This window comes from Streptomyces sp. NPDC019531, assembly GCF_044903305.1.
Taxonomy (GTDB): domain Bacteria; phylum Actinomycetota; class Actinomycetes; order Streptomycetales; family Streptomycetaceae; genus Streptomyces.
Window position 1 is genome coordinate 223997 of the sequence record NZ_JBJDQL010000002.1, and the last position, 22097, is coordinate 246093.

The 22097-nt window shown below is 69.5% G+C and carries 15 protein-coding genes and 1 pseudogene; 9 read left to right on the forward strand and 7 right to left on the reverse strand.

Annotation, left to right across the window (positions count from 1 at the left end; genetic code table 11):
- Window positions 1–138 precede the first annotated feature (138 nt).
- The 8 genes from ACI2L1_RS03185 (at window position 139) to ACI2L1_RS03220 (ending at window position 15653) form a co-directional block, all read left to right on the forward strand.
- Window positions 139–1362, forward strand: coding sequence for a beta-ketoacyl-[acyl-carrier-protein] synthase family protein (locus tag ACI2L1_RS03185; RefSeq protein ID WP_404737591.1), 1224 nt, complete (start codon window positions 139–141; stop codon window positions 1360–1362).
- 164 nt (window positions 1363–1526) lie between these two features.
- Entirely contained in the window at window positions 1527–2813 is a 1287-nt protein-coding gene (locus tag ACI2L1_RS03190) for a cytochrome P450 (RefSeq protein ID WP_404737592.1), read from the forward strand.
- A 29-nt stretch (window positions 2814–2842) separates the two neighbouring features.
- Window positions 2843–4921, forward strand: a complete 2079-nt coding sequence (locus tag ACI2L1_RS03195; protein ID WP_404737593.1) for a beta-ketoacyl synthase N-terminal-like domain-containing protein — start codon at window positions 2843–2845, stop codon at window positions 4919–4921.
- Window positions 4914–11654, forward strand: a complete 6741-nt coding sequence (locus ACI2L1_RS03200) for an SDR family NAD(P)-dependent oxidoreductase (RefSeq protein ID WP_404737594.1) — start codon at window positions 4914–4916, stop codon at window positions 11652–11654. Before ACI2L1_RS03195 ends, ACI2L1_RS03200 begins: the two co-directional genes overlap by 8 nt.
- Complete coding sequence (locus tag ACI2L1_RS03205; protein ID WP_404737595.1) at window positions 11638–13530, forward strand: amino acid adenylation domain-containing protein; 1893 nt, start codon at window positions 11638–11640, stop codon at window positions 13528–13530. The genes ACI2L1_RS03200 and ACI2L1_RS03205 overlap by 17 nt, the downstream gene beginning before the upstream one ends.
- A 304-nt stretch (window positions 13531–13834) precedes the next feature.
- Entirely contained in the window at window positions 13835–14614 is a 780-nt protein-coding gene (locus ACI2L1_RS03210; RefSeq protein WP_404737596.1) for a BTAD domain-containing putative transcriptional regulator, read from the forward strand.
- Between the two features lie 74 nt (window positions 14615–14688).
- On the forward strand, window positions 14689–15417 hold the full coding sequence (locus tag ACI2L1_RS03215; protein WP_404737597.1) for a lysophospholipid acyltransferase family protein: 729 nt from the start codon (window positions 14689–14691) through the stop codon (window positions 15415–15417).
- Window positions 15414–15653 carry a hypothetical protein gene (locus ACI2L1_RS03220; protein ID WP_404737763.1) on the forward strand — a complete coding sequence of 80 codons (240 nt, stop codon included), beginning with the start codon at window positions 15414–15416 and terminating at the stop codon, window positions 15651–15653. The genes ACI2L1_RS03215 and ACI2L1_RS03220 overlap by 4 nt, the downstream gene beginning before the upstream one ends.
- Before the next feature lie 137 nt (window positions 15654–15790).
- Here ACI2L1_RS03220 and ACI2L1_RS03225 read toward each other — a convergent pair whose 3' ends face one another.
- Together ACI2L1_RS03225 and ACI2L1_RS03230 are read right to left on the reverse strand one after the other, a co-directional pair.
- Window positions 15791–16183 carry a type II toxin-antitoxin system VapC family toxin gene (locus ACI2L1_RS03225; protein WP_404737598.1) on the reverse strand — a complete coding sequence of 131 codons (393 nt, stop codon included), beginning with the start codon at window positions 16181–16183 and terminating at the stop codon, window positions 15791–15793.
- Window positions 16180–16458 (reverse strand): hypothetical protein, encoded by a 279-nt coding sequence (locus tag ACI2L1_RS03230; protein ID WP_404737599.1) that lies wholly within the window; start codon window positions 16456–16458, stop codon window positions 16180–16182. The genes ACI2L1_RS03225 and ACI2L1_RS03230 overlap by 4 nt, the downstream gene beginning before the upstream one ends.
- Before the next feature lie 105 nt (window positions 16459–16563).
- Between ACI2L1_RS03230 and ACI2L1_RS03235 the strand changes: the two are divergent.
- A pseudogene (locus tag ACI2L1_RS03235) lies at window positions 16564–16776 on the forward strand (hypothetical protein); the annotation flags it as partial.
- 435 nt (window positions 16777–17211) lie between these two features.
- Here ACI2L1_RS03235 and ACI2L1_RS03240 read toward each other — a convergent pair.
- The 5 genes from ACI2L1_RS03240 to gcvH all read right to left on the reverse strand — a co-directional run bounded on the left by ACI2L1_RS03240 (window position 17212) and on the right by gcvH (window position 22069).
- Window positions 17212–18111 carry a nucleotidyl transferase AbiEii/AbiGii toxin family protein gene (locus ACI2L1_RS03240; RefSeq protein WP_404737600.1) on the reverse strand — a complete coding sequence of 300 codons (900 nt, stop codon included), beginning with the start codon at window positions 18109–18111 and terminating at the stop codon, window positions 17212–17214.
- On the reverse strand, window positions 18111–18725 hold the full coding sequence (locus tag ACI2L1_RS03245) for a type IV toxin-antitoxin system AbiEi family antitoxin domain-containing protein (protein WP_404737601.1): 615 nt from the start codon (window positions 18723–18725) through the stop codon (window positions 18111–18113). The genes ACI2L1_RS03240 and ACI2L1_RS03245 overlap by 1 nt, the downstream gene beginning before the upstream one ends.
- A gap of 261 nt (window positions 18726–18986) precedes the next feature.
- Window positions 18987–20354 carry an L-serine ammonia-lyase gene (locus tag ACI2L1_RS03250; protein ID WP_404737602.1) on the reverse strand — a complete coding sequence of 456 codons (1368 nt, stop codon included), beginning with the start codon at window positions 20352–20354 and terminating at the stop codon, window positions 18987–18989.
- 56 nt (window positions 20355–20410) lie between these two features.
- Window positions 20411–21676, reverse strand: a complete 1266-nt coding sequence (gene glyA, locus ACI2L1_RS03255; protein WP_404737603.1) for a serine hydroxymethyltransferase — start codon at window positions 21674–21676, stop codon at window positions 20411–20413.
- Between the two features lie 15 nt (window positions 21677–21691).
- Window positions 21692–22069, reverse strand: coding sequence for a glycine cleavage system protein GcvH (gene gcvH, locus ACI2L1_RS03260; RefSeq protein ID WP_404737604.1), 378 nt, complete (start codon window positions 22067–22069; stop codon window positions 21692–21694).
- Window positions 22070–22097 lie beyond the last annotated feature (28 nt).

Genomic DNA, 22097 nt, shown 5'->3' on the forward strand with positions numbered 1-22097 from the left:
TGTGGGCGGACCTGTCAGGCCATATCGGTATGGCTGAAGAATTGCAGGTCGCCTCACTGATGCGCGACTAAAAGGCCGCCAAAACGACCTGGTTCCCGCCTTGCGAGCCAACCGTACGGTTGGCTACCGTCCGGACTCATGCAGACAAGCGCGATCGATGTATGGGTAACCGGCCTTGGCGCCATGACGCCTGTGGGGATGGGAGCCTCCGACACCTGGGCGGCTCTGCGGGCCGGTGAGAACGGCATCGCCACCCTGGACGCCGACTGGGCGAAGCCCCTGCCTGTCCGCATCGCCGCGACCCTGCCCCGCGACCCCGCCGAGATGATGGAGCGGACCGAGGCCCGCCGGCTCGACCGCTGCGAGCAGCTGGCCCTCGTGACCGCACGGCAGACCTGGGAGGACGCCGGCAAGCCGGAGGTCGACCCGGAGCGGCTGGCCGTCGTCATCGGTACCGGCATCGGCGGAGTGACCTCGCTGCTCGGCCAGAACCACATCCTGGAGACCGCGGGTCCGCGTCGGGTCTCCCCGCACACCGTGCCCATGCTCATGGCCAATGGACCAGCAGCCTGGGTGAGCATGGAACTCAACGCGCTCGCCGGAGCCCATTCCCCGGTCAGCGCCTGCGCGTCGGGCGCGGAGGCCATCGCGCTCGGCCTCGACCTCATTCGTGCCGGCCGGGCGGACATGGTCGTGGCCGGCGGCGTCGAGGCGAGCGTCCATCCGCTGCCGCTCACCGCCTTCGCCCGGATGCTCGCGCTGTCCACCGAGAACGACGAACCGGCCCACGCCTGCCGGCCGTTCGACCGCACCCGCAACGGCTTCGTTCTGGGCGAGGGAGCCGCGCTGCTCGTCCTTGAGCGGGCCGATCACGCCCGCGCACGCGGGATCACCCGGCCGCACGGCCGGCTGCTCGGCGCGGGGATCAGCTCCAGCGCCGTACACATCACGGCCTCGGACGTCCCTGGCCAGATCCGCGCGATGCGGCAGTCGCTCCGGAACGCGGATGTCGACCCGGCGTCCGTCGGACATGTGCACGCCCACGCCACATCGACGCCGCAGGGCGACGTGGCCGAGGCCGAGGCCATCGCTGCCGCGATCGGCACCCACCCCGTGGTCACCGCCACCAAGTCGATGACTGGGCATCTGCTCGGCGCGTCCGGAGCACTCGGCGCCATGGCCGCGCTGCTGGCACTGCGCGACGGGACGGTGCCCCCGACCCGCAACCTGCACGATCAGGACCCAGAGGTCCCCCTCGACGTCGTCACCGGCGAGGCGCGCACCGGCCGGTGGGACATCGCCGTCGCCAACTCGTTCGGCTTCGGGGGGCACAACGTCTCCCTGGCCCTCGGGAGGCCCTAGACGCCCAGCCCCGCCTGGCCCGCACCCTCGCGCAGCCAGGCGGTTCGGAGGGGGGACTTTCAGAAAATTCCGTGGCGGGACCGCTCCCTTGAGGGCGGACCCGGAAGCGGCGGCCGACCATGCCCGCCGCTCATGGAGACATGAAAGGGAACAGAGGGAACACGATGACGCCTTCCACCGGTGACTCCATCGAAGACTGTCCGGGCAACACCTCCTCACGTGCCTGTCCGTTCGCACTCGACCAGGACTTCTACACCGACCCGCATCCCACCTACCGCGCCATCAAGCGCAACGGCAACAAACCCACCGAGATCGTCCTCGAGACCGGCATGGCCTACCTTCCGCCGGGCCTGAGGGCGTGGCTCGTCACCTCCTACGAGGACGTCGAACACGTACTGCGCGACGAGCGGTTCCGTAAGGACATCACCGAGGCCATGCCACTGTTCGCCGCCCACTCCGGACAGAGCGGCACCGAGGGCAGGGCCCGCTCGTCGCTGCTGTACGACAACATGGCGAACAACGACCCGCCGAAACACACCCGGCTGCGCAAACCGCTGAACGCCAACTTCACGGCGCGGGCCGTCTCCGGCAAACGGCAGGACATCCTGCGGGCCGCGACCGACACCCTCGACACGGTCGCAGGCCGCGAGACCTTCGACCTCGTCCAGGACTACGCCTTCCCGTTCTCGATAGCGGTCATCTGCGACACCCTCGGCGTGCCCCGCCAGGACCGGACGGTCTTCAACTCCTGGGTCCAGACCATCACCGGCGCGGCCGACCCTGAGACCCTGAAACGGGACGCCGACCTGATGGCGGCGTATCTGCGGGACCTCATCGAGCTCAAACGGACGGGAACCGACGAGGACGTTCTCGCCCGTCTGGCACAGTCACTGGAACCGGCGGAAGCGGTGGCCCAGGCCTACGCCCTGCTGGCTGCGGGCTACGAGACCACGGCGAACCTCATCGTCACCGGCGTCCTCACGCTGGAGGACCACCCGGAACAGAAGCAACGGCTGTGGGCGGACCCCTCGCTGGCACCCCGGGCGGTGGAGGAGATGCTCCGCCACCAGTCGCCGTTCAACCTCTCGCTCTACCGGTACACCACCGACACCGTCGAGGTCGGTGGCGTCAAGATCCCGGCCGGTTCCATCGTGTTCCTCTCGTTCGCCGCTGCGAACCGGGACGACGGCCGCTTCCACGACCCCGACACCTTCGACATCGGACGATCGCGCCGGGAGAACCTGGCCTTCGGCGGGGGCATCCACAATTGCATCGGAAAGCACCTGGCCCGGCTGGAGGCGGAGATCGCCTTCGAGGCCCTCGCCCGGCGGTGCCCCGAACTCTCGGTCCGCACCCCGCGGGACCGGTTCGACTGGAAGGCCAGCCCGACCTTCCGTGGACTGCGCAGCCTTGTCGTCGGGCCGGGTCCCGCGGCCGCCGACGCGGTGTGACGCGACCCTCTAGGACGGAACCCCACTTCATGAAACCTGTTGCCCTCGTCGGCATGTCCTGTCGTGTGCCCGGAGCCGAGAACCCGACCGAGCTCTGGGCCAACCTCCTGTCCGGAACGTCGAGCGTGCGCCGTACTCCCGAAGGGAGATGGACCGCCGCGGCGGCGTCGGCCGACCGCACCCCCTCTTTCGGCGGCTTCCTGAAGGATCCCGACCTGTTCGACGCCGCCTTCTTCGGTATCTCGCAGCGGGAGGCCACCTACCTCGATCCGCAGCAACGACTCGTGCTGGAACTCGCCTGGGAGGCCGTGGAGGACGCCGCGCTCACGGCCGGGGACCTCAGGGGCCGGCGCTGGGGGGTATTCGTCGGCGCCGGCTCCGACGACTTCCGGCTGCGCTATCTCGGCTCCGGGCACCTTGACCGGTTCGGCCACACCGGCACCGCCGGGTGCATGCTCGCCAACCGCGTTTCCCATCACTTCGGGCTGCGCGGTCCCAGCGAAGTGATCGACACCGGCCAGTCGTCCTCACTCGCGGCGCTCCACCGGGCCATGTGCGCCCTCCAACTCGGCGAGTGCGAGGCGGCCGTGGTGGCGGGTGTCGCGGTCAACCTGCTCGGTGAGGTGACCGAGCAGATCCGGCTGTGGGGCGGGCTGTCCGCGGACGGCCGCTGTCACACCTTCGACGAGCGGGCCGACGGCTACGTCCGCGGCGAGGGCGGCGCCTGTGTCGTACTGAAGTCCCTGGAAGCCGCCCGACGCGACGGTGACCACGTCTACTGCGTGGTGCGCGGATCCGCCACCGGCAACGACGGTGACCGCGGCGCCCTGGGTGAGCCCTCCGCGCAGGCCCAGAGCGAGGTGCTGCGCGCAGCGCACCGGACGGCGGGTGTCTCCGCGGCGGACGTCTCGTACATCGAACTGCACGGCACCGGAACCCCCGTGGGCGACCCCGTCGAGGCCTGGGCGATCGGGGACGTGGTGGGCCGCGCGCGTCCCGGCGGCAGCCCCGTAAGGGTCGGCTCCGTGAAGACCAACATCGGACACCTCGAATCGGCGGCCGGTATCGCGGGCCTGGTCAAGGCCGCTCTCGTGCTGCACCACCAGCGCATCCCGCCCAGCTTGAACTTCGTCCGGAGCAACCTGGACATCGACCTGGAGGCCTTGAACATCCGTGTCGTCACCCGGGCCGAGGACGGGGGATTCACCGCGGGGGACGCGGTCGGGGTCAGCTCGTTCGGCATGGGGGGCACCCATGTCCACGCCGTGCTGGGACCGGCCCCCGCCCCGGACGGCTGCGCGGACGCGCCCTGCGCGCAGGCGCTCTGGTGTCTGTCCGCCCGCTCCCCGGAGGCCGTCCGGGAACTGGCACGGGCCCTGCTCGCGCACCCCTTCGACACGGACGCCTGCACGGTCGTCGATGTGGCCCGGGCCCTGAAAGGCCGGACGCAATGGGAGCATCGCGCCGTCGTCGCCGGCTCCGACTGGGACGAGGTCCGCCAGGGCCTCGAAAAGATCGTCGCGGGCCACCACTTCGCCGTTCCGTCCGAGTGGCCGGACACCGACCCCACCGTGCGCGGAGCCCTCGTACAGGCCGCCGGGGCGTACGTGCACAGCGGCGACATCGAGGCCGTACGACAGCTGCTGCCCGCGGGGCGGGCGCACCGGGCGCCCCTGCTGCCGACGTACCCCTTCCGGCGGGAACCGTTCCGACTGCCCGGTCCGGCTCCTCGTGCCGCGCAGGCGTCCGCGCCGTCGTTCCCGTACCCGGGCGGGCGGGACCGCGACGCATCCGGGGTCATCGACCCGAACCTGCCCTCGTTCACCGGCCGTTGGGCAGCGGCCCGCGGTGATACGGAGCGGATCTGGCTCGTACGCGAGCTCCTGGAGGGGGAGCTCGCGGCGATCTACGGCGGGACGGTCCCGGACTTCGACCCCGAGGCGTCCTTCTCCGACAACGGCATCGACTCGATGAGCCTGCTGGAGTTCCTCGACCGGCTCAACACGGCGACGGGCCTGCACCTGTCAGAGGTGGCCCTCTTCGACAACCCCACGATCAACGAACTGGCGGAGTGCGTGCACAAGGAGATGGAGGCAACGCGTGGTTGAGCGGGACGCGGAGCGGGACGACATAGCCGTCATCGGAATGGCCTGCCGCTACCCCGGCGGCGTGCGCGGACCCGAAGACCTCTGGACCGTCGTCAGCGAGGGACGGGACGGGGTCGGTGACTTCCCGTCCGACCGCGACTGGCACACCGAAGACCTGTACGACCCCGGGTATGTGCGGCAGGGCGGCTTCCTCGACGAGGCGGCGCTCTTCGACGCGGAGTTCTTCGGCATCCGGCCCGCCGAGGCCAAGGCGATGGACCCGCAGCAGCGTGTCCTGTTGGAGACCGCGTGGGAGGCGATCGAACGGGCCGGCATCGTTCCGTCGAGCCTGAAGGGCACCCAGACCGGCGTGTTCGTCGGTGTCATGCCCAACGAGTACGGCATGCCCCTGTGGAAGTGGCAGGGCGAGACGGCCGGCTTCATGGGCTCCGGGACGTCGCCCAGCGTGGCATCCGGCCGTATCTCCTACCTCCTGGGCCTGGAGGGACCCGCCCTCACCATCGACACGGCGTGTTCCTCGTCGGGTGTCGCCATCCACACCGCCGTCCGGTCGCTGCGCAGCGGTGAGACCACGCTGGCGCTCGCCGGCGGCTGCACCGTTCTGACGGGGCCGGGCATGTTCGTCGACTACGCCAGGAAGCAGGCGCTCTCACCCGACGCGCGGTGCCGTACGTTCTCCGACGCGGCCAACGGCACGGTGTGGGCGGAAGGCTCCGGTGTGCTGGTGCTGGAGCGGCTGTCCACGGCGCGCAGGCTCGGCCGCCGCATCCTGGGAGTGATCAAGGGCACCGCGGTCAATCAGGACGGCGCGAGCAACGGACTCACCGCACCGAACGGCCGTGCCCAGGTCAAGGTGATCAACCGGGCGCTGGCCGACGCGGGTCTGTCCCCCCAGGACATCCAGCTGGTGGAGGCCCACGGCACGGCGACCAAGCTCGGTGACCCGATCGAGGTCAACGCGATCCACGCCACCTACGGCAAGGAACGCGACGAGCCCGTCTGGCTCGGATCGCTCAAGTCGAACATCGGCCACTCCATGGCCGCCGCCGGCGTGGGGGGAGTCATCAAGTGCCTCACCGCCATGCGGGCGGGGCGCATGCCCCGGACCATCCATGTCGACGGCCCGCTGAACTCGCTCGTCGACTGGTCGGGCACCGTGGAAGTGCTGCGGGAGAACCGGACCTGGCCGGTCCGGGACGGGGTACGCCGGTGTGCCGTGTCCTCCTTCGGCGTGAGCGGGACGAACTCGCACGTCGTCCTGGAGAGCTGGGAGGAGCCCGAGCCCGAGCCGACGGCACCGCAATGGACCGGCCGTACGCTGCTGAAGCTCTCCGCCAGGAAGCCGGCCGCGCTGCGGGCCGCCGCCGAGGCCCTCATCGACACCCTGGAGTCAGGCACCGCCCCGCCGGCCGCGGTGGCGCGGTCCCTCCTGTTCGAGAAGGAGGACTACGACTGCCGGGCGGTGGTCACCGGCGACGACCGGGCCGAACTGCTCACGGCCCTGCGGTCGTTCGTGGCCGACCCCGACGATGCGCCGGTCGTTCACGGCGAGGCACGCCGGATCAGGCGTCCCGTCTTCGTCTTCCCGGGCCAGGGCGGACAGTGGCCGGACATGGCACGGGCCCTGCTGGAGGAGTCGGAGGTGTTCCGGCGCACGGCGGAGGAGTGCGCGGTCGCCTTCAAGCCGTACCTCGACTTCGACGTCGTGACCGTCCTGTCCGGTGACGCACCCGAGGTCGACCTGGACCGTACCGACGTCGTCCAGCCGCTGCTGTTCACCGTGATGGTGGGGCTGGCGGCCGTGTGGCGGTCGCTCGGCGTCGAACCGGCCGCGGTGGTCGGGCACTCCCAGGGCGAGGTGGCCGCCGCCTGTGTGGCGGGCGCGCTCGGCCTGGACGACGCGGCGGCGGTCGTGGCCTGCCGCAGCCGGCTCCTTGAGGAGAAGGGACGGGGCGGTATGGCGGCCGTCGCCGCCTCGGCGGACGAGGCGACCCGGCTCATGGCCGAGGCGGACGCGGACCTGGTGGTCGCCGCGGTCAACGGGCCCTCCTTCGTGGTGGTGTCCGGTGTCGACGAGCCAGGCATGGAGCGGCTGCTCGCCCTGTGCGACGAACGAGGTGTCTTCGCGCGCAAGGTGCCCACGAAGTGCGCCTCGCACTCCTGGGCCGTCGAAGAGCTGCGCGAGGACATCCTGGCCGGTCTGACAGGCATCACCCCGGCGTCGTCGAGGCTGCCTCTGTTCTCCACCGTCGATGCGCGTCCGCTGCATGGCGAGGAGCTGGACGCCGAGTACTGGTACCGGAATCTGCGCGGCCAGGTGCGGTTCGCGGAGACGATCGAGGAGATGGTCTCGCACGGCTACGACGCCTTCGTGGAGATCAGTCCCCATCCGGTCCTGGTGAACTCCGTCGAATCGATTCTGCACGCGGTGGACAGCGATGCCCCCGTCAACGCGACCCTCAAACGCGACCAGGGCACCATCGAGCGGCTGCGGGAGGCCGCCGCGGAGGCGTACGTCCAGGGCCATGCCGTCGACTGGAACGCCCTCGGTCTCGGCGGCGCCTTCGGGCGGGCCGTCCCCGCCGAGCTGCCGACGTACCCGTTCCAGCGCGAGCGGTTCTGGCTGACTGAGGAGCAGGCGACCGCCACCGTCACCGTCACCGCCCCGGCCGCCGCGGTCGGGCACAGGACCGGCACGGTCGAGAGCGGCAGCCATCCCTGGCTGTCCGGCGTCGTCGAGACGGCCGTCGGATCCGTCCTGCTCAGCGGCCGGCTCTCGCTGCGCTCCCACCCGTGGCTGATGGACCATCGGGTGGGCGACACGGCGCTTCTGCCGGGCACCGCCTTCATGGAGCTGCTGTTGTCGGCCGGCCGCGAGCTGGGCTGCGCGGGCGTGGACGAGATGGTGCTGAGCGACCCCCTGTTCATTCCGATGGACGGCGCGGGCGTCGACATCCAGGTGTCCGTCGACCGCGCCGACACTCAGGGAGCCCGCCCGGTCGTGGTCTTCTCCCGTCCCGAGGGCGCGGACTCCTGGCAGCGGCACGCGGAGGGCCTGCTCACTTCGCCCGCCCACCCTGGCGCCCCGGCCGCTCCCGCGGACACGCCGGGCGGGACCGCCACCGAGCTGCGGCCCGGGGACATGTACGAGCGGCTGAGGGCCATGGGATACGGCTACGGAGAGGCCTTCCAAGGAGTGCGGGAGGCGGAGCACCGGGGAGAGTGGGTGCGCTCCCGTATCGCTCTGCCGCCCGCCGCCCTGGTCAACCACCGCGGCTTCGCCGTCCACCCCGCACTGACCGACGCCGCCCTGCACGCGGCCGTGGCCTGCGGCATCCTGGGTGACACCGGGGCCGGGCAGGTCGCGGTGCCGTTCGTGTTCAACGGCGTGCGCACCAACGCGCACACGGCCGTCGACGAGGTGTACGCCCTCGCGCGGCGTGTCGACCCGGCGACGATCTCGCTCGTCCTCACCGACGGCGCCGGTGCGCCGCTGCTGTCCGTCGAGCGCATGGTCGTACGGGGGCTGCAGCACCTGCCGGGCGCGGACCTCGACAGCGCGGCGCTGTACGAGACCCGGTGGGAACCGGTCACCGCAGTCACCACGGCGGACCGCCGTCTGTGTGTTGTGGGCGGGGACGAGGGCAGCCTCGCGCGCTTCCTGCGCGACGCCAACCGGGGCGGCATATCGGTCGCCACCCTGGACGAGGCGGTCACGATCGTGCGCGGTATCCCCGGGGACTGGCAGGTGGTGGTGCCGTGCGCCGGCACCGACGACGGCACGGCAGCCCGGGTGCACGCGGCGGCGGCTCGCACTTTGGACGCCCTCCAGACCTGGCTGCGCGCCGACGACCTGGAGGGACGGGCCCAGCTGACGTTCGTCACCCAGGACACGACGGCCGTGCCCGGCGACGCGTCGTTCTCGCTGGACGACAGTGCCGTGTGGGGCATGGTGCGGTCGGCGCAGACGGAACACCCTGGGCAGTTCCGGATCATCGACGTCAGCGCGTCGGCCCTGCGCGACAGCGACACCGTGCTCACGGCGCTGAAGCGTACCGAGCCCCAACTCGCCGTGCGTGACGGCCGCGTGCTGCGGCCGCAGTTCGCCCCGTACGTTCCCGGTGATGCGGTCCTGCCCGACCTCGGCGAGGGAGCGGTGGTGATCACCGGTGGTACGGGAACCCTCGGCCGCGAGGTCGCACGGCACCTGGCCGCCCGGTGGGGCGCACGTGCGCTCGCCCTGGTGAGCCGGAGCGGTGAACAAGCGCCCGGCATCGAGGAGTTCCGTTCCGAACTGTCCGGGCAGGGTGTCGCGGTCCAGGTGATCGCCGCCGATGTCGCCGACGCGGACGATCTGCGCCGGGCGCTGGCCGAGGTGCGGGCGGAGCGGCCCGTGGCGGGCGTGATCCACGCCGCCGGCCTGCTCGACGACTCGATCGTGTCGAACATGACACCGGACAAACTCCACAAGGTGCTCCGCAGCAAGGTCGACTCGACGCTGCACCTGGACGCCGCCACCCGCGACGACGACCTGCGCTTCTTCATGCTGTTCTCGTCGCTCTACGGCCTCCTGGGCGGCCCGGGACAGGCCAACTACGCCGGTGCCAACGCCTTCCTCGACCAGTTCGCCGCCCGGCGGCGCGCGCAGGGCCGGCCCGTCCACGCTGTCGCCTGGGGGCTGTGGGCCGAGGCGACCGGGATGACCGGGCACCTCGACGAAGGCGATCTGCTGCGGCTGCGGCGCAACGGAGTGGCCCCGTTCTCCGTGGCCGAGGGCCTCGAACTCTTCGACAGGTCGTTCGACGGCGACGTGCCCGCGCTGGTCGGAGCCCGTCTCGCCGTCCCCGGGCCCACGGACGACGTGGACGCCCCCTTCCTGCTGACCGGCCTCGCTCGGCAGGGCGGCCGGGTGGTCGGCACGGTCAGCGGTCCCGCGCCCGTGGCGGCACCCGTACCCGTACCCGCGGAACGGCGCGAATCCGACGACCGGCCGACAACCGCCCGAGAACCCGTTCAGGACACCACGGATCTCCTCGCTCTCCTTGTCTCGCCGGACACTTCGGCCGACCGGCGGGTCGCCGCGCTGCTCGGGCTGATCAAGGAGTGTGTGGCCGCGCTCCTGGGCACCAAGCCCGCCCGTGTGGACGCTCAGAAGTCCTTCTACGAGATGGGGTTCGACTCCCTGACCACCATGGAGCTGCGTGGCAGGCTCAGCCGCCTGCTGGACGTACGCCTCGGTGCGACCGTCGTCTTCGACCACCCCACTCCGGAGGCCCTCGCCGACCGCATCGCCGAGATGTTCGCTCAGGCCGGGCCCGAGGAGGATCGGCCCGAGTCAGTGACGGTCCCGGCGAAGTCCGTCCCGGTCTCGTCCGGCGAGCCCCGCACGGAGCCGCAGGCACCCGCGGCCGCCCGTCCCGACTCCGAGCCGTTCCCGCTGACCAAGCTGCAGGAGGCCTACCTCGCCGGCCGCAGGGGGCACTTCGAGCTCGGCAACGTCCCAACCGTCCTCTACATCGAGGTCGACCTCACTGCTGTCGACGTCCACGGAGTCCAGCGGGCGCTGCGGCGCCTGGTGGGACGGCACGAGATGCTGCGGGCCGTCTTCGATCCTGCCGGTACGCAACGGGTGCTGGGCCAGGTCCCCGACTACCACATCACGGTGGAGGATCTGAGCCTCCTGGACGACGCACAGCGCACAGCGCGGCTCGCGGAGATTCACCAGGAGCTGCGGGCGCACACCTTCGACACCTCCCAGTGGCCGTTGTTCCTGGTCCGTGCGACCCGGATCGACGCGACGCGCACTCGCCTGCATGTCGCCGTCGACGTGCTCATATCCGACGGCGGCAGCAGCACTCTGCTCTTCGACGAATGGGCTCGCCTCTATCGGGACCCGGACACGGATCTCACGGACCTGAACGGCTCGTTCGAGGAGTTCGTCCGCGAGCTGACGGCCCAACAGGCCTCCGACGCGATCGAGCCCAGCAGGACGTACTGGCGCGAGCGCCTCACGTCGCTCCCGCCCGCCCCCGAGCTGCCCCTCGCCGTGTCGCTCGGTGAGGTGCGCGTGCCGGTGTTCGGCAACCGGCGCATCCGGATCGACGAGCCTCGCTGGTCCCGCTTCAAGCGGAACGCGGGGGCCGCGGGGATCACACCGTCGAGCGCGATCCTCGCGGCGTACTGCCAGGTCCTGGCGCGTTGGTCGAAGTCGCCGCACTTCACGATCAACGTCCTGGTGTCGCACCGGTCCGGTCTCACCGACCAGGACATGTCCGGCGTGGTCGGGAACTTCTCCTCCACCACCCTCCTGGAGGCGCACATCGAGGAGACGGCCACCTTCCAGGAGGTCGCGGCCGCCCTCCAGCGGCAGCTGATGCACGACCTGGAACACGTGGCCCACACGGGACTCGACGTCCTGCGCGATCTGGGCCGCCTGGACCGGGAGGTGGGCCGTGCCCGCATGCCCGTCGTCTTCAACAGCACCCTCGGCGGCACCCCCACGCCGGGAGCCGGGGCGGTCGGTCCGGTCGGTGCCCTGTGCCGGCTCGGCGAGTCCGGGACACCGGTGTGGAGCGGAGTGCGCACCCCGCAGGTCATTCTCGACCACCAGGTCTTTGAGGAGGAGGGGGACTTGATTCTGAACTGGGACGTCGTCGAAGAGGTCTTTCCCGATGGCGTGGTCGACGCCATGATCACCGCCTACGAAGGGCTGATCGATGAACTCTGTCGCTGAGTCGGCCTGGCATCGGCCCGCCTGGTCGCACGAACCCCCCGTCGCGCCCGCCGTCGAGCCCCCGGCATCGGACGCACTCCTGCACCACGGTTTTCTCCAGCAGGCCGCCGCGACTCCCGAGGCCGTGGCCGTCGTCACCGCGGAGCGGTCACTCACCTACGGAGAGCTGGACGTCGAATCGGCGGCCCTGGCCCGCCTGTTGGTGGCCGGCGACGCGGGTCCGGAAGCCCTGGTCGGCGTGGTGATGGAGAAGGGATGGGAACAGGTCGTCGCCTGTCTCGGCGTGCTGCGCAGCGGTGCGGCCTATGTGCCTCTCGACCCGGGCTGGCCCGCCGAACGGCTGTGCGGCGTACTGGAGTCGGCCGCCGTCACCCAGGTTCTCACGCAGCCGTCGTTGCGCGAGGCCGTCGACTGGCCGGCCACGGTGTCGATCACGGAGGTCGGACGTCCCGCACCGGGCGGCGCCCCAGACCCGGCGGACGCGCCGTGGGCGCAGGCCACTTCGGGCAACCTCGCGTACGTCATCTACACCTCCGGGTCGACCGGCGTCCCCAAGGGCGTGATGATCGAGCACGGCTCTGCCCTCAACACGGTCCTCGATGTCAACGAGGAGCTGTCCCTCACCGCGGACGACAGGGTGCTGGCGCTGTCGGCGCTGAACTTCGACCTGTCCGTGTACGACATCTTCGGCCCCCTGTCGGTCGGCGGCGCGGTCGTGATCCCCGCACCCGAGGATGAACGGGAGCCCGGGAACTGGCTGCGTCTGGCCACGGACGCCGGCGTCACCGTGTGGAACAGTGTGCCCGCCCTGATGGCCATGCTGTGCGAGTACGTGGCTCAGACCCCGAAGCCGCCGGTTCTCCCCGCGCTGCGCGCCGTCCTGCTGAGCGGGGACTGGATTCCGGTGTCGCTTCCCGCCGACGTGTGGCGGATGTTCCCCGAGGCTGAGCTGTGGAGTCTGGGTGGGGCGACGGAGGCCTCCATCTGGTCCATCTGGCACCGCATCGCCCGGTCCGACGAGCTGCTGCCCTCGATCCCGTACGGCGTGTCGATGCGCAACCAGCGGGTGTTCGTCGCGGACGGGGCGATGCGGCCGCGGCCCTGCTGGGTTCCCGGCGAGATCCACATCGCCGGTGCCGGGCTCGCCCGCGGCTACCTGGGCGACGAGGAGCGTACGGCCCAGAGCTTCCGCGTCGATCCCACGACGGGTGCCCGCCTGTACCGCACCGGCGACTGGGGAAGGCTGCTGCCGAGCGGCGAGATCGAGTTCCTCGGCCGTCAGGACATGCAGGTCAAGATCGGCGGCCATCGGATCGAACTGGGCGAGGTGGAGTCGGCGTTGATCGGCTGCGTCGGGGTGCGCACGGCGGTGGCGACCGTCCACGGCGACCGGGGCAGGACCCGGCTCGTGGCTCATGCGGTGCTGGAGCCGGGAGACGGACGGACCGGCGCCGAACTCAGGCATCTCCTGGCCGACCGGCTGCCCAGGTACATGATTCCCGCGATCGTCTCGGTACGCGACGACCTGCCCCTGACCCCGAACGGCAAGGTGGACCGCAAGGCGCTGGCGGTGCTGCCCGACGAGATCGCACCAGTGCCCGCCGAGCCGCCGGCGGATGCCGAGGAGAAGATGCTGCTGGGCATCTGGAGCGACCTCTTCGAGCTGCCTGACCTGTCCGTGACGGACAACTTCTTCGACTTGGGCGGGGATTCGCTCAAGGCGGTGCGGCTGGCCGCGGTCCTGCGCCGTGAGACGGGCGTCGAGATCCCGGTCTCCGAGCTGTTCCAGGCGCCCACCATCAGGTCCTTGGCCCTGCTGTTGACGCAACTGCGAGAGGCTCCTGACACGTCCGTGTCGGCGGCGCGATCCCGCTGATCCCGGTTCGCCCTTCGGGCGGGACGTCCTGCGGCGGTACGGAACGCGCAGGACGTCCCGTCGCTCATCAGGCGGGGCCCTGACCGGCTACCGTCATCATCGGCAAGAATGGGTAAAATAATCACCAAGCGGCGACAAGAATTCCCTGCCGCACAGCCGACCAAAAAGTTGCCGTGCTAAGTGGGTGATGTTTGCGGCGATATGCCCTCCCTCAATTCTTCCTTAAATCTTAATACACTTGACGCCTGCCTGTTGCCCGGGCAAGCTTTGGTCGTGACGCCGGGGTGAATGTCGGGGTGGGTTCGTGAAGTTCAAGGTGCTTGGTCCTTTGACCGTGATTGCGGACGGCACGGAAGTGACACCGAAGTCGGTCAAGCTTCGTTCCCTCATCGCGCTCCTGAGTGTAAATTCCGGGTGTGTGGTGTCCGTGGCTCAACTGACCGAAGCGCTATGGCCCGAGAATCCTCCGCGCACCGCGCCCACCGCCCTTCAGGTCTATGTGTCGAAACTGCGTAGGCATTTCGAGTCCGCAGCGGTCGGATCCCCCTTTATCCTCACCCGCGCGCCGGGCTATCTGCTCACCCTTGACGGGCACGACCTTGATCTGAGGGAATTCGATACTCTGACGTCCGGAGCGCGCACGGCCATGGAGACCGGGCGGCTCCAGGAGGCGTTGGAGAGCCTCACAGCGGCGTCGGCCCTGTGGAATGGCCCCGTGCTGGCCGATCTGAGCGGCAACGTGGTCTTCGACAACATCGCGCGCCAGATAGAGGAACGGCGGCTGCTGGCCTATGAACAGCGCTTCGATCTGGAGCTGCTGCTCGGCCGGCAGCGGCGCATCGTGGGCGAGCTCTACGGGCTGATCGCGGAATACCCGACGTGGGAGACGATCAACTGGTACCTCATGATTGCCCTCTATCGAAGCGGCCGGGTAGCTGAATCGCTCTCGGTGTACCAGGAAGTAAGGAATTCCTACGTCTCACGCCTGGGAATGGAACCCGGGCGACGCCTACGACAGCTGCACGCCGCGATCCTCGCTAGGGACCCATGGTTGGACGACCCTTCCCTGAAATATGTTGCTTAACAACCCCCATACACGTCACTAAATCCCCCATAATCGCGGGGCGAGCGATACCGGGTCTCGTGTAGAACGGAACCATGCGTAGCAGAGGGAAGCGGCCGGTACAGGCCGAGCGTGAGGTCGGGCATGCTTATGCATTCATCGCCCTGATCGTGCGTTCGTTCTTGTGCTTGGTAGCCCGCAGGGAATGGCGTGGCGGTCACCATCTCCCGCGGCGGGGTGGCTATATCGTGGTGATCAACCACACGTCGTATCTGGATCCACTTGCCTACGGCCATTTCCAGTACAAGAACGGTCTGCCGCCCAGGTTCCTGATCAAATCCTCGCTCTTCGCGGTGCCCGTGATCGGGGCCGTCCTTCGGGCCACCGGCCAGATTCCCGTGGAGCGCCACGGTCATCGGGCGGCGGACGCGCTGGACGCGGCGACCGAGGCGCTCGGCCGCGGGCGGTGCGTGGCCATCTACCCGGAGGGGACTCTTACCGCCGACCCCGGGCTATGGCCGGGCAGAGCCAAGACCGGCGCGGCCAGACTGGCCCTGAGGACCGGATCGCAGGTCATCCCGGTGGCACAGTGGGGCGCCCACAAGATCGTCCCCCCGTACGGCAACGGTGGCCGACGCCTGCGGCTCCTCCCGCGCCCCACACTGGTCGTCGTGGCGGGTCCTCCTGTCGACCTGTCCGATCTCTACGGCGCCGAACTCACGGTGCCGGTGCTGCGCGAGGCGAGCGAGCGGATCATGGAGGCGGTGACGTCGCTGCTGGAGGAAATCCGGGAGGAGCGGCGGCCGAACCGGGCGGGTCGTTGATCCGGTTTCCGTCTCCGCCACGTCGCCGACGGCCCCGAGAAGCCCGCGCGAGCGGTGACGGACGGCGGGGTCTTCGTCTCCGCCTCGACACCCCGCTGGACGACACCCTCACCGCCCTGCGGGCCGTCGGCAGCCACCTGGCCGCGGTCACCGGCGAGACGGGCACGGTACTCGGCTTCGTCACCATGGAGGACGTCCTGACGGAGTTGGTGGGGCCGACCCCGGCCGCCGCGTGATCGCCGGGCTGTTCTGTGCGCCGTCGCAGGACAGCCCGGCACGCGCAGGCTCACATCCAGTAAGTGCGCCGGTGCTGCCTCTCCCACCGTCGTCCGCGACGACTCCGGGCGACTCACCGGCCAAGGTGCGGTGCGGTTCAGATTTTGACCATGCGGATGCCGGGGCCGCACAGCATGCAGAGGTCCTCGGGGTCCGACGTCAGGACTGTCACGGGGGCGGGTGCGGCGAGTGCGGTGGCGGCCACGATGGCGTCGAGGGCGTATTTGTGACCGTGCAGGCCGGCTGTGGCGAGGAGTCTGCTGGAGTGGCGGGCGATGGCTTCGGCGGGCGGGACGATGTTGACGCGGGAGACGGCGTAGTCGAAGCGAGCCTGGTTGGTTTTGGGGTCGCGGGCTTCGACGAGGGTGACGGAGCTGGTGACGACGCGGATGTCCTCGGCCTCGGCGGCAGCCAGCCATTCGGTGAGTTCGGGTGTGCGTCGTACGAGTTTGGACAGGCCTTCGCAGTCGAGGACGAGGGTGCCGCTCATGCGGCGTCCGCCGAGCCGGCTGCGTCGCCGCGCAGGAGGGCCCGCTTGGCATCGACTGCGGCCTGGTCGACTGGCCCGTGCTCGGCTTCGGCGTCTTCGATGAGTTCGCGCAGCCGGTCGCGTTCCAATTGGCGCTGGATGAGGGCTTCGACGTAGGCGGACATGCCGCGCTTGCCGGTGCGTGCTTTGAGCGCGGCGATGGTGCCCTCGTGGAGGGAGACGGAGACTGGGCGGACGCGGCCTTCGCCGGGAGCGGGGTCGGGGGTGGTGGCCATGGAGCCATATTAACAAAACCCTTGTTATTGGGTGGGGTGATTCTGCGGTGCAGCGGCTTGTCTGGAGGCAGGTGGCGGATTGCCTCGCGGTGGTACAGATCCTCTGTGATCACCAAGCGCGACGATGCGTCCCGTGGGCTGACGCGCGAGGAACTGCTTGCGCTGCCTGCGGCCGTGGACCTGGAGACTGCGAACCGTGCGCTGTCCCTCAGCCGGACCACGGGGTACGACCTCGCCAAGCGCGGCCGGTATCCGTGCACGGTCCTGCGTCTGGGCAACGCCTACCGGGTCGTCACCGCCGACTTGCTGAAGCTGCTCCACATCGAGGAAGGGGAGAACGTCGAGGCCGGAGAGCCTGCCGGTGTGACGCCGACGGACGGGACGGGCCCCCTTTCCATTGGCTGTTGCTGTTGCTGTGCTCGCCGGTGTGAGGGGTGCAAGCGAGGAGTCTGCGAGTTCTGAGCGCTGCCTCGCCTGTGCGATCTCGACAAGCTGTGCCAGCATGGTGCCCACGAGATGTTGTTCAGGCAGATGTCTTGCTTCGCCGAGTTGCGGGGAGCGCAAGGGGAGCGCGGACGCCTGTGGACGGCGTAACACGGCATACCGGCAGCGGGACCGCGATCAGTGCTCTGATCTGCGAAAACAGGATCTGACACGATCATGTAGCACACCCCATCACGATCCCTATCGGGCTCGTAATGCGTAGGTCTCGGGTTCGAACTCTGACGCTCTGCTCGGCCAGTCAGGACTGGTTCATGACCATGTGAGGGTTGTTGCGCTCCATGTGCGAGTGGCGGCATCGCCATTGAGGAGAGTGTCTGCGAACTCTGTGACCTGCCGGACGACGTCAACGAAGCGTTCGGGGTAGCTCGTTGCAGCGGGACCCTGTCGACGGCGCCAGGCGGTGTAGGAGGTCTGACGACGTTCGCCGAGGTCGGTGATGGTGGTGCTGAGGGGTTTCAGGGTGATGCCGCGATGTGAGGCGGTGGCGGTCAGCGCCGTGGTGAGTTCTTGGCCGTCGAGGTCGTTGAGGGTGAGCAGGCGGTAGAGGTCGCCGTAGTCGCGGTCGCGGGTGTTGAGGTCGCCGAGTGAGAGGGCGGTGGAGAGCTTTTCGGCGATGACGGTGGCGAGTGGGTAGCCGAGGATCTGGAAGCTTTCCGGTGTGAGCTGCTGTGGGTAATCGATGATCCGGGGGCCAGGGGTGACCGGGTCCCCGAAGCTGACATCCAGTTGGAGTTTGAGTCGCGCTCGGGCAATGGCACTGGCCATGGACAGGCGCAGACCGTGGTACTCGTCCTCTTCGCGGATGGGGACGGTCTTGAGCGTCGTGGGATCGAATACGACTCCGTCGTTGATCTCGGTGGCCGCGATGGTCGCGATCCTGCGGATGATCTCGGTTTCGTCGCCTGGGAACGAGCGGCCGAGGATGTCGATGTCGCGGGTCATTCGACGCGCGCCGAACTGGGCCAGCAGTAGGCCGCCCTTGAGGACGAAGTGCTCCCGTCCAAGGGATGATGAGGCCAGACGGTAGAGGAAACGTTCGAGGACGTACTCAACCATGACCTCGTCCGTGGACCGGCTGTTGCGGCGGGCCAGGTTGCGCAGGTCGTTGTAGACGTGGCCGGCGGTGGTGTCGCGGGTGGGGTTGGCCATCAGGCGAGCACCGCCTCTACGGCGGGCCGGACGACGGAGAGAGCGCCCAACTCGCGCGCGATGTACTGGAGTTCGCCGACCCCGCCGCGTCCGCTCCGGCGCAGGTAGCGGCCGAGCGCGGACAGGGCGAGGGTCTCGCCGAGGCGACTGCGGTGGCGCATCGCGTCGACGACGCTGCGGGCTGCGTTGTACATGGGGATGGTCTCTCCCGGGGCTGCTTCGAACCGTTCGATACCAAGGTCGAAGGTCTTCGCGGCGTACTGCGCCACCACGGTCGGCGGGTAGGAAATCGTCGGGCGGCGTGTACCGCGGGGCACAGCGATGTGTACTGCTGCGGGGATGTCGTCGATCAGCTCATGCAGGGCCAGGGCGGATTCACCGCACACGACGGCGCGAGGGGCCCGTGCGCATACGGCGAGCAGGTCTGCGTGCGCCGTCTCCGGGGCATCTGCACGCCGGTACACCCCACGGGACAGTTCGTCTATCTCCCCTTGCGTGACCATGTACGCCAGATCGCGGGAGGACAGCAGGACTTGACGCGCCTGCGCAGTCGTGAACGTGGGGGCGAGGGCGGCCAGCCGTTGCTCCAAGCGCGAGTTTTCCGCAGCACTCATGTGTCGAATGATACCCCTCAAGCGGCACTAGGGGATCGATTTGATACATCCTGGCCGCGACTGACGGTCGTAGTGGACCAGAACAGCGATGAAGGATGCCATGAACCCCCAGGCCAGACGCCGATCCCATGGGATTTCCCGGGGACTTTTCGGGGACTTTCACGTCTGTCCCAGGGACATTCCGGGGATTTTCCGCCGAGTAAGCAGGAAAGGCCCTGACAGCGCTGAAGGACGTGAACGCGCTGGTCAGGGCCTACTTCCTCAACACTCGATGATGTTCACCGCAAGCCCACCCCGCGCCGTCTCCTTGTACTTCACGCTCATGTCCGCCCCGGTGTCCTTCATCGTCTTGATGACCTTGTCGAGGGACACCTTGTGCGAGCCGTCTCCCCGCAGCGCCATCTTCGCCGCCGTGACCGCCTTGACCGCGGCCATGCCGTTGCGCTCGATGCAGGGGATCTGGACGAGGCCGCCCACTGGGTCGCAGGTGAGGCCGAGGTTGTGCTCCATGCCGATCTCGGCGGCGTTCTCGACCTGTTCGGGGGAGCCGCCGAGGACCTCGGCGAGCGCGCCCGCGGCCATGGAGCAGGCCGAGCCGACCTCGCCCTGGCAGCCGACCTCGGCGCCGGAGATGGACGCGTTCTCCTTGAAGAGCATGCCGATGGCGCCGGCGGCCAGCATGAACCGGACCACGCCCTCGTCGTCGGCGCCGGGCACGAAGTTCATGTAGTAGTGGAGCACCGCGGGGATGATGCCGGCGGCCCCGTTGGTCGGGGCGGTCACCACCCGGCCGCCCGCCGCGTTCTCCTCGTTCACCGCCATCGCGTACAGCGTGATCCACTCCATCGAGTGGGCCAACGGATCGCCCTCCGCGCGGAGTTGACGGGCGGTCACAGCCGCACGCCGGCGCACCCGCAGGCCGCCCGGCAGGATGCCCTCCCTCGACATCCCCCGCGACACACACGCCCGCATCACCCGCCAGATCTCCAGCAGCCCGGCCCGGATCTCCTCCTCCGTGCGCCAGGCGCGTTCGTTCTCCAGCATCAGGGCGGAAATCGACAGTCCGGTCTCCTTCGTCAGCCGCAGCAGCTCGTCACCCGTACGGAAGGGGTACTTCAGCACCGTGTCGTCCAGCTTGATCCGGTCCGCGCCGACCGCGTCCTCATCGACGACGAACCCGCCGCCCACCGAGTAGTACGTCTTCGACAGCAGCTCGGCGCCCGAGGCGTCGTACGCCCACACGGTCATGCCGTTCGCGTGGTACGGGAGCGCTTTGCGGCGGTGCAGCACCAGGTCGTCGTCGAAGGAGAACGGGATCTCGCGCTCGCCGAGCAGCCTCAGCAGTCCCGCGGCCTTGATCTCCGCCACCCGCTCGTCCGCGCTCTCCACGTCGACCGTACGGGGGGACGCGCCCTCCAGGCCGAGCAGCACCGCCTTCGGGGTGCCGTGTCCGTGGCCGGTCGCGCCCAGGGAGCCGTACAGCTCGCAGCGGACGGAGGCCACCGTCGGCAGCAGGCCCTCGTTGCGCAGACGACGCGCGAACATGCGTGCCGCACGCATCGGGCCGACCGTGTGGGAGCTGGACGGGCCGATGCCGATCGAGAACAGGTCGAAGACCGAGATGGCCACGGGAACTCCTCCGAGAAGGGCGGGGGCACACGTCGTCGGGTGCCCCCGCCGGGGAACTACTTGTTGAGGCCGGGGTACAGCGGGTGCCTGTCGGCGAGGGCCTTGACCCGGGCCTTCAGGGCCTCGACGTCGTACGACGGCTTCAGCGCCGAAGCGATGACGTCCGCGACCTCGGTGAAGTCCTCGGCCGTGAAGCCGCGGGTGGCCAGGGCGGGCGTGCCGATCCGCAGCCCCGACGTCACCATCGGCGGGCGCGGGTCGTTCGGGACGGCGTTGCGGTTGACCGTGATGCCGACCTCGTGGAGACGGTCCTCGGCCTGCCGGCCGTCCAGCTCAGACTCGCGCAGGTCGACGAGGATGAGGTGGACGTCGGTGCCGCCGGAGAGCACGTTGACCCCGGCCTCCCGGGCGTCGTCGGCCGTCAGACGCTCGGCGAGGATGCGCGCACCGTCCACCGTACGCCGCTGGCGCTCCTTGAACTCCTCGCCCGCCGCGACCTTGAAGGACACCGCCTTCGCCGCGATCACGTGCTCCAGGGGACCGCCCTGGAAGCCCGGGAAGACGGAGGAGTTCAGCTTCTTCGCGAACTCCTGCTTGGCGAGGATGATCCCGCCGCGCGGGCCGCCCAGCGTCTTGTGGGTGGTGGAGGTGACCACGTCCGCGTACTCGACCGGGTTCGGGTGCAGCCCCGCCGCCACCAGACCGGCGAAGTGCGCCATGTCGACCCACAGATACGCCTCGACCTCGTCGGCGATCCGGCGGAACTCCGCGAAGTCCAGCTGCCGCGGGTAGGCGGACCAGCCCGCGATGATCACCTTGGGCCGGTGCTCCTTGGCGAGCTTCTCCAGCTCGGCCATGTCGACCAGACCGGTCGCGGAGTCCACGTGATAGGCGACGACCTCGAACTGCTTGCCGGAGAAGTTCAGCCGCATCCCATGGGTCAGGTGACCGCCGTGCGCGAGGTCGAGCCCGAGGATGGTGTCGCCGGGCTGGGCCAGCGCGAACAGCGCGGCCTGGTTGGCGGAGGCGCCCGAGTGCGGCTGCACGTTGGCGTACTCGGCGCCGAACAGCTCCTTGAGCCGGTCGATCGCGATCTGCTCGGCCACGTCGACGTGCTCACAGCCGCCGTAGTAGCGGCGACCCGGGTAGCCCTCGGCGTACTTGTTGGTCAGGACCGAGCCCTGCGCCTCCATGACCGCGAGGGGGGCGAAGTTCTCCGAGGCGATCATTTCGAGGGTGGACTGCTGCCGCTCCAGCTCGGCGTCGACCGCGGCGGCGATCTCCGGGTCGAGCTCGTGCAGGGGCGTGTTCAGTGCGGACATCAGGTGTACGACTCCTCAGCCGGCGGAAAAGGCGGTGTACTCGTCGGCGGAGAGCAGGTCGGCCGGCTCCTCCGCGACGCGTACCTTGAACAGCCAGCCGCCCTCGAACGGGGCGGAGTTCACCAGCGCCGGGTCGCTCACGACGTCCTCGTTGACCTCGGTGACCTCACCGGAGACAGGGGAGTAGAGGTCGCTGACCGACTTGGTCGACTCCAGCTCGCCGCAGGTCTCGCCCGCGGACACCGCGGCACCGACCTCCGGGAGCTGGACGAAGACCACATCGCCGAGCGCGTTGGCCGCGTGCTCCGTGATGCCGACCGTCGAGACGCCGTCCTCGGCGCCCGACAGCCACTCGTGCTCCTTGCTGTAACGCAGCTGCTGGGGGTTGCTCATGGCCTGAATTCTCCTGTACGCGAGGGAG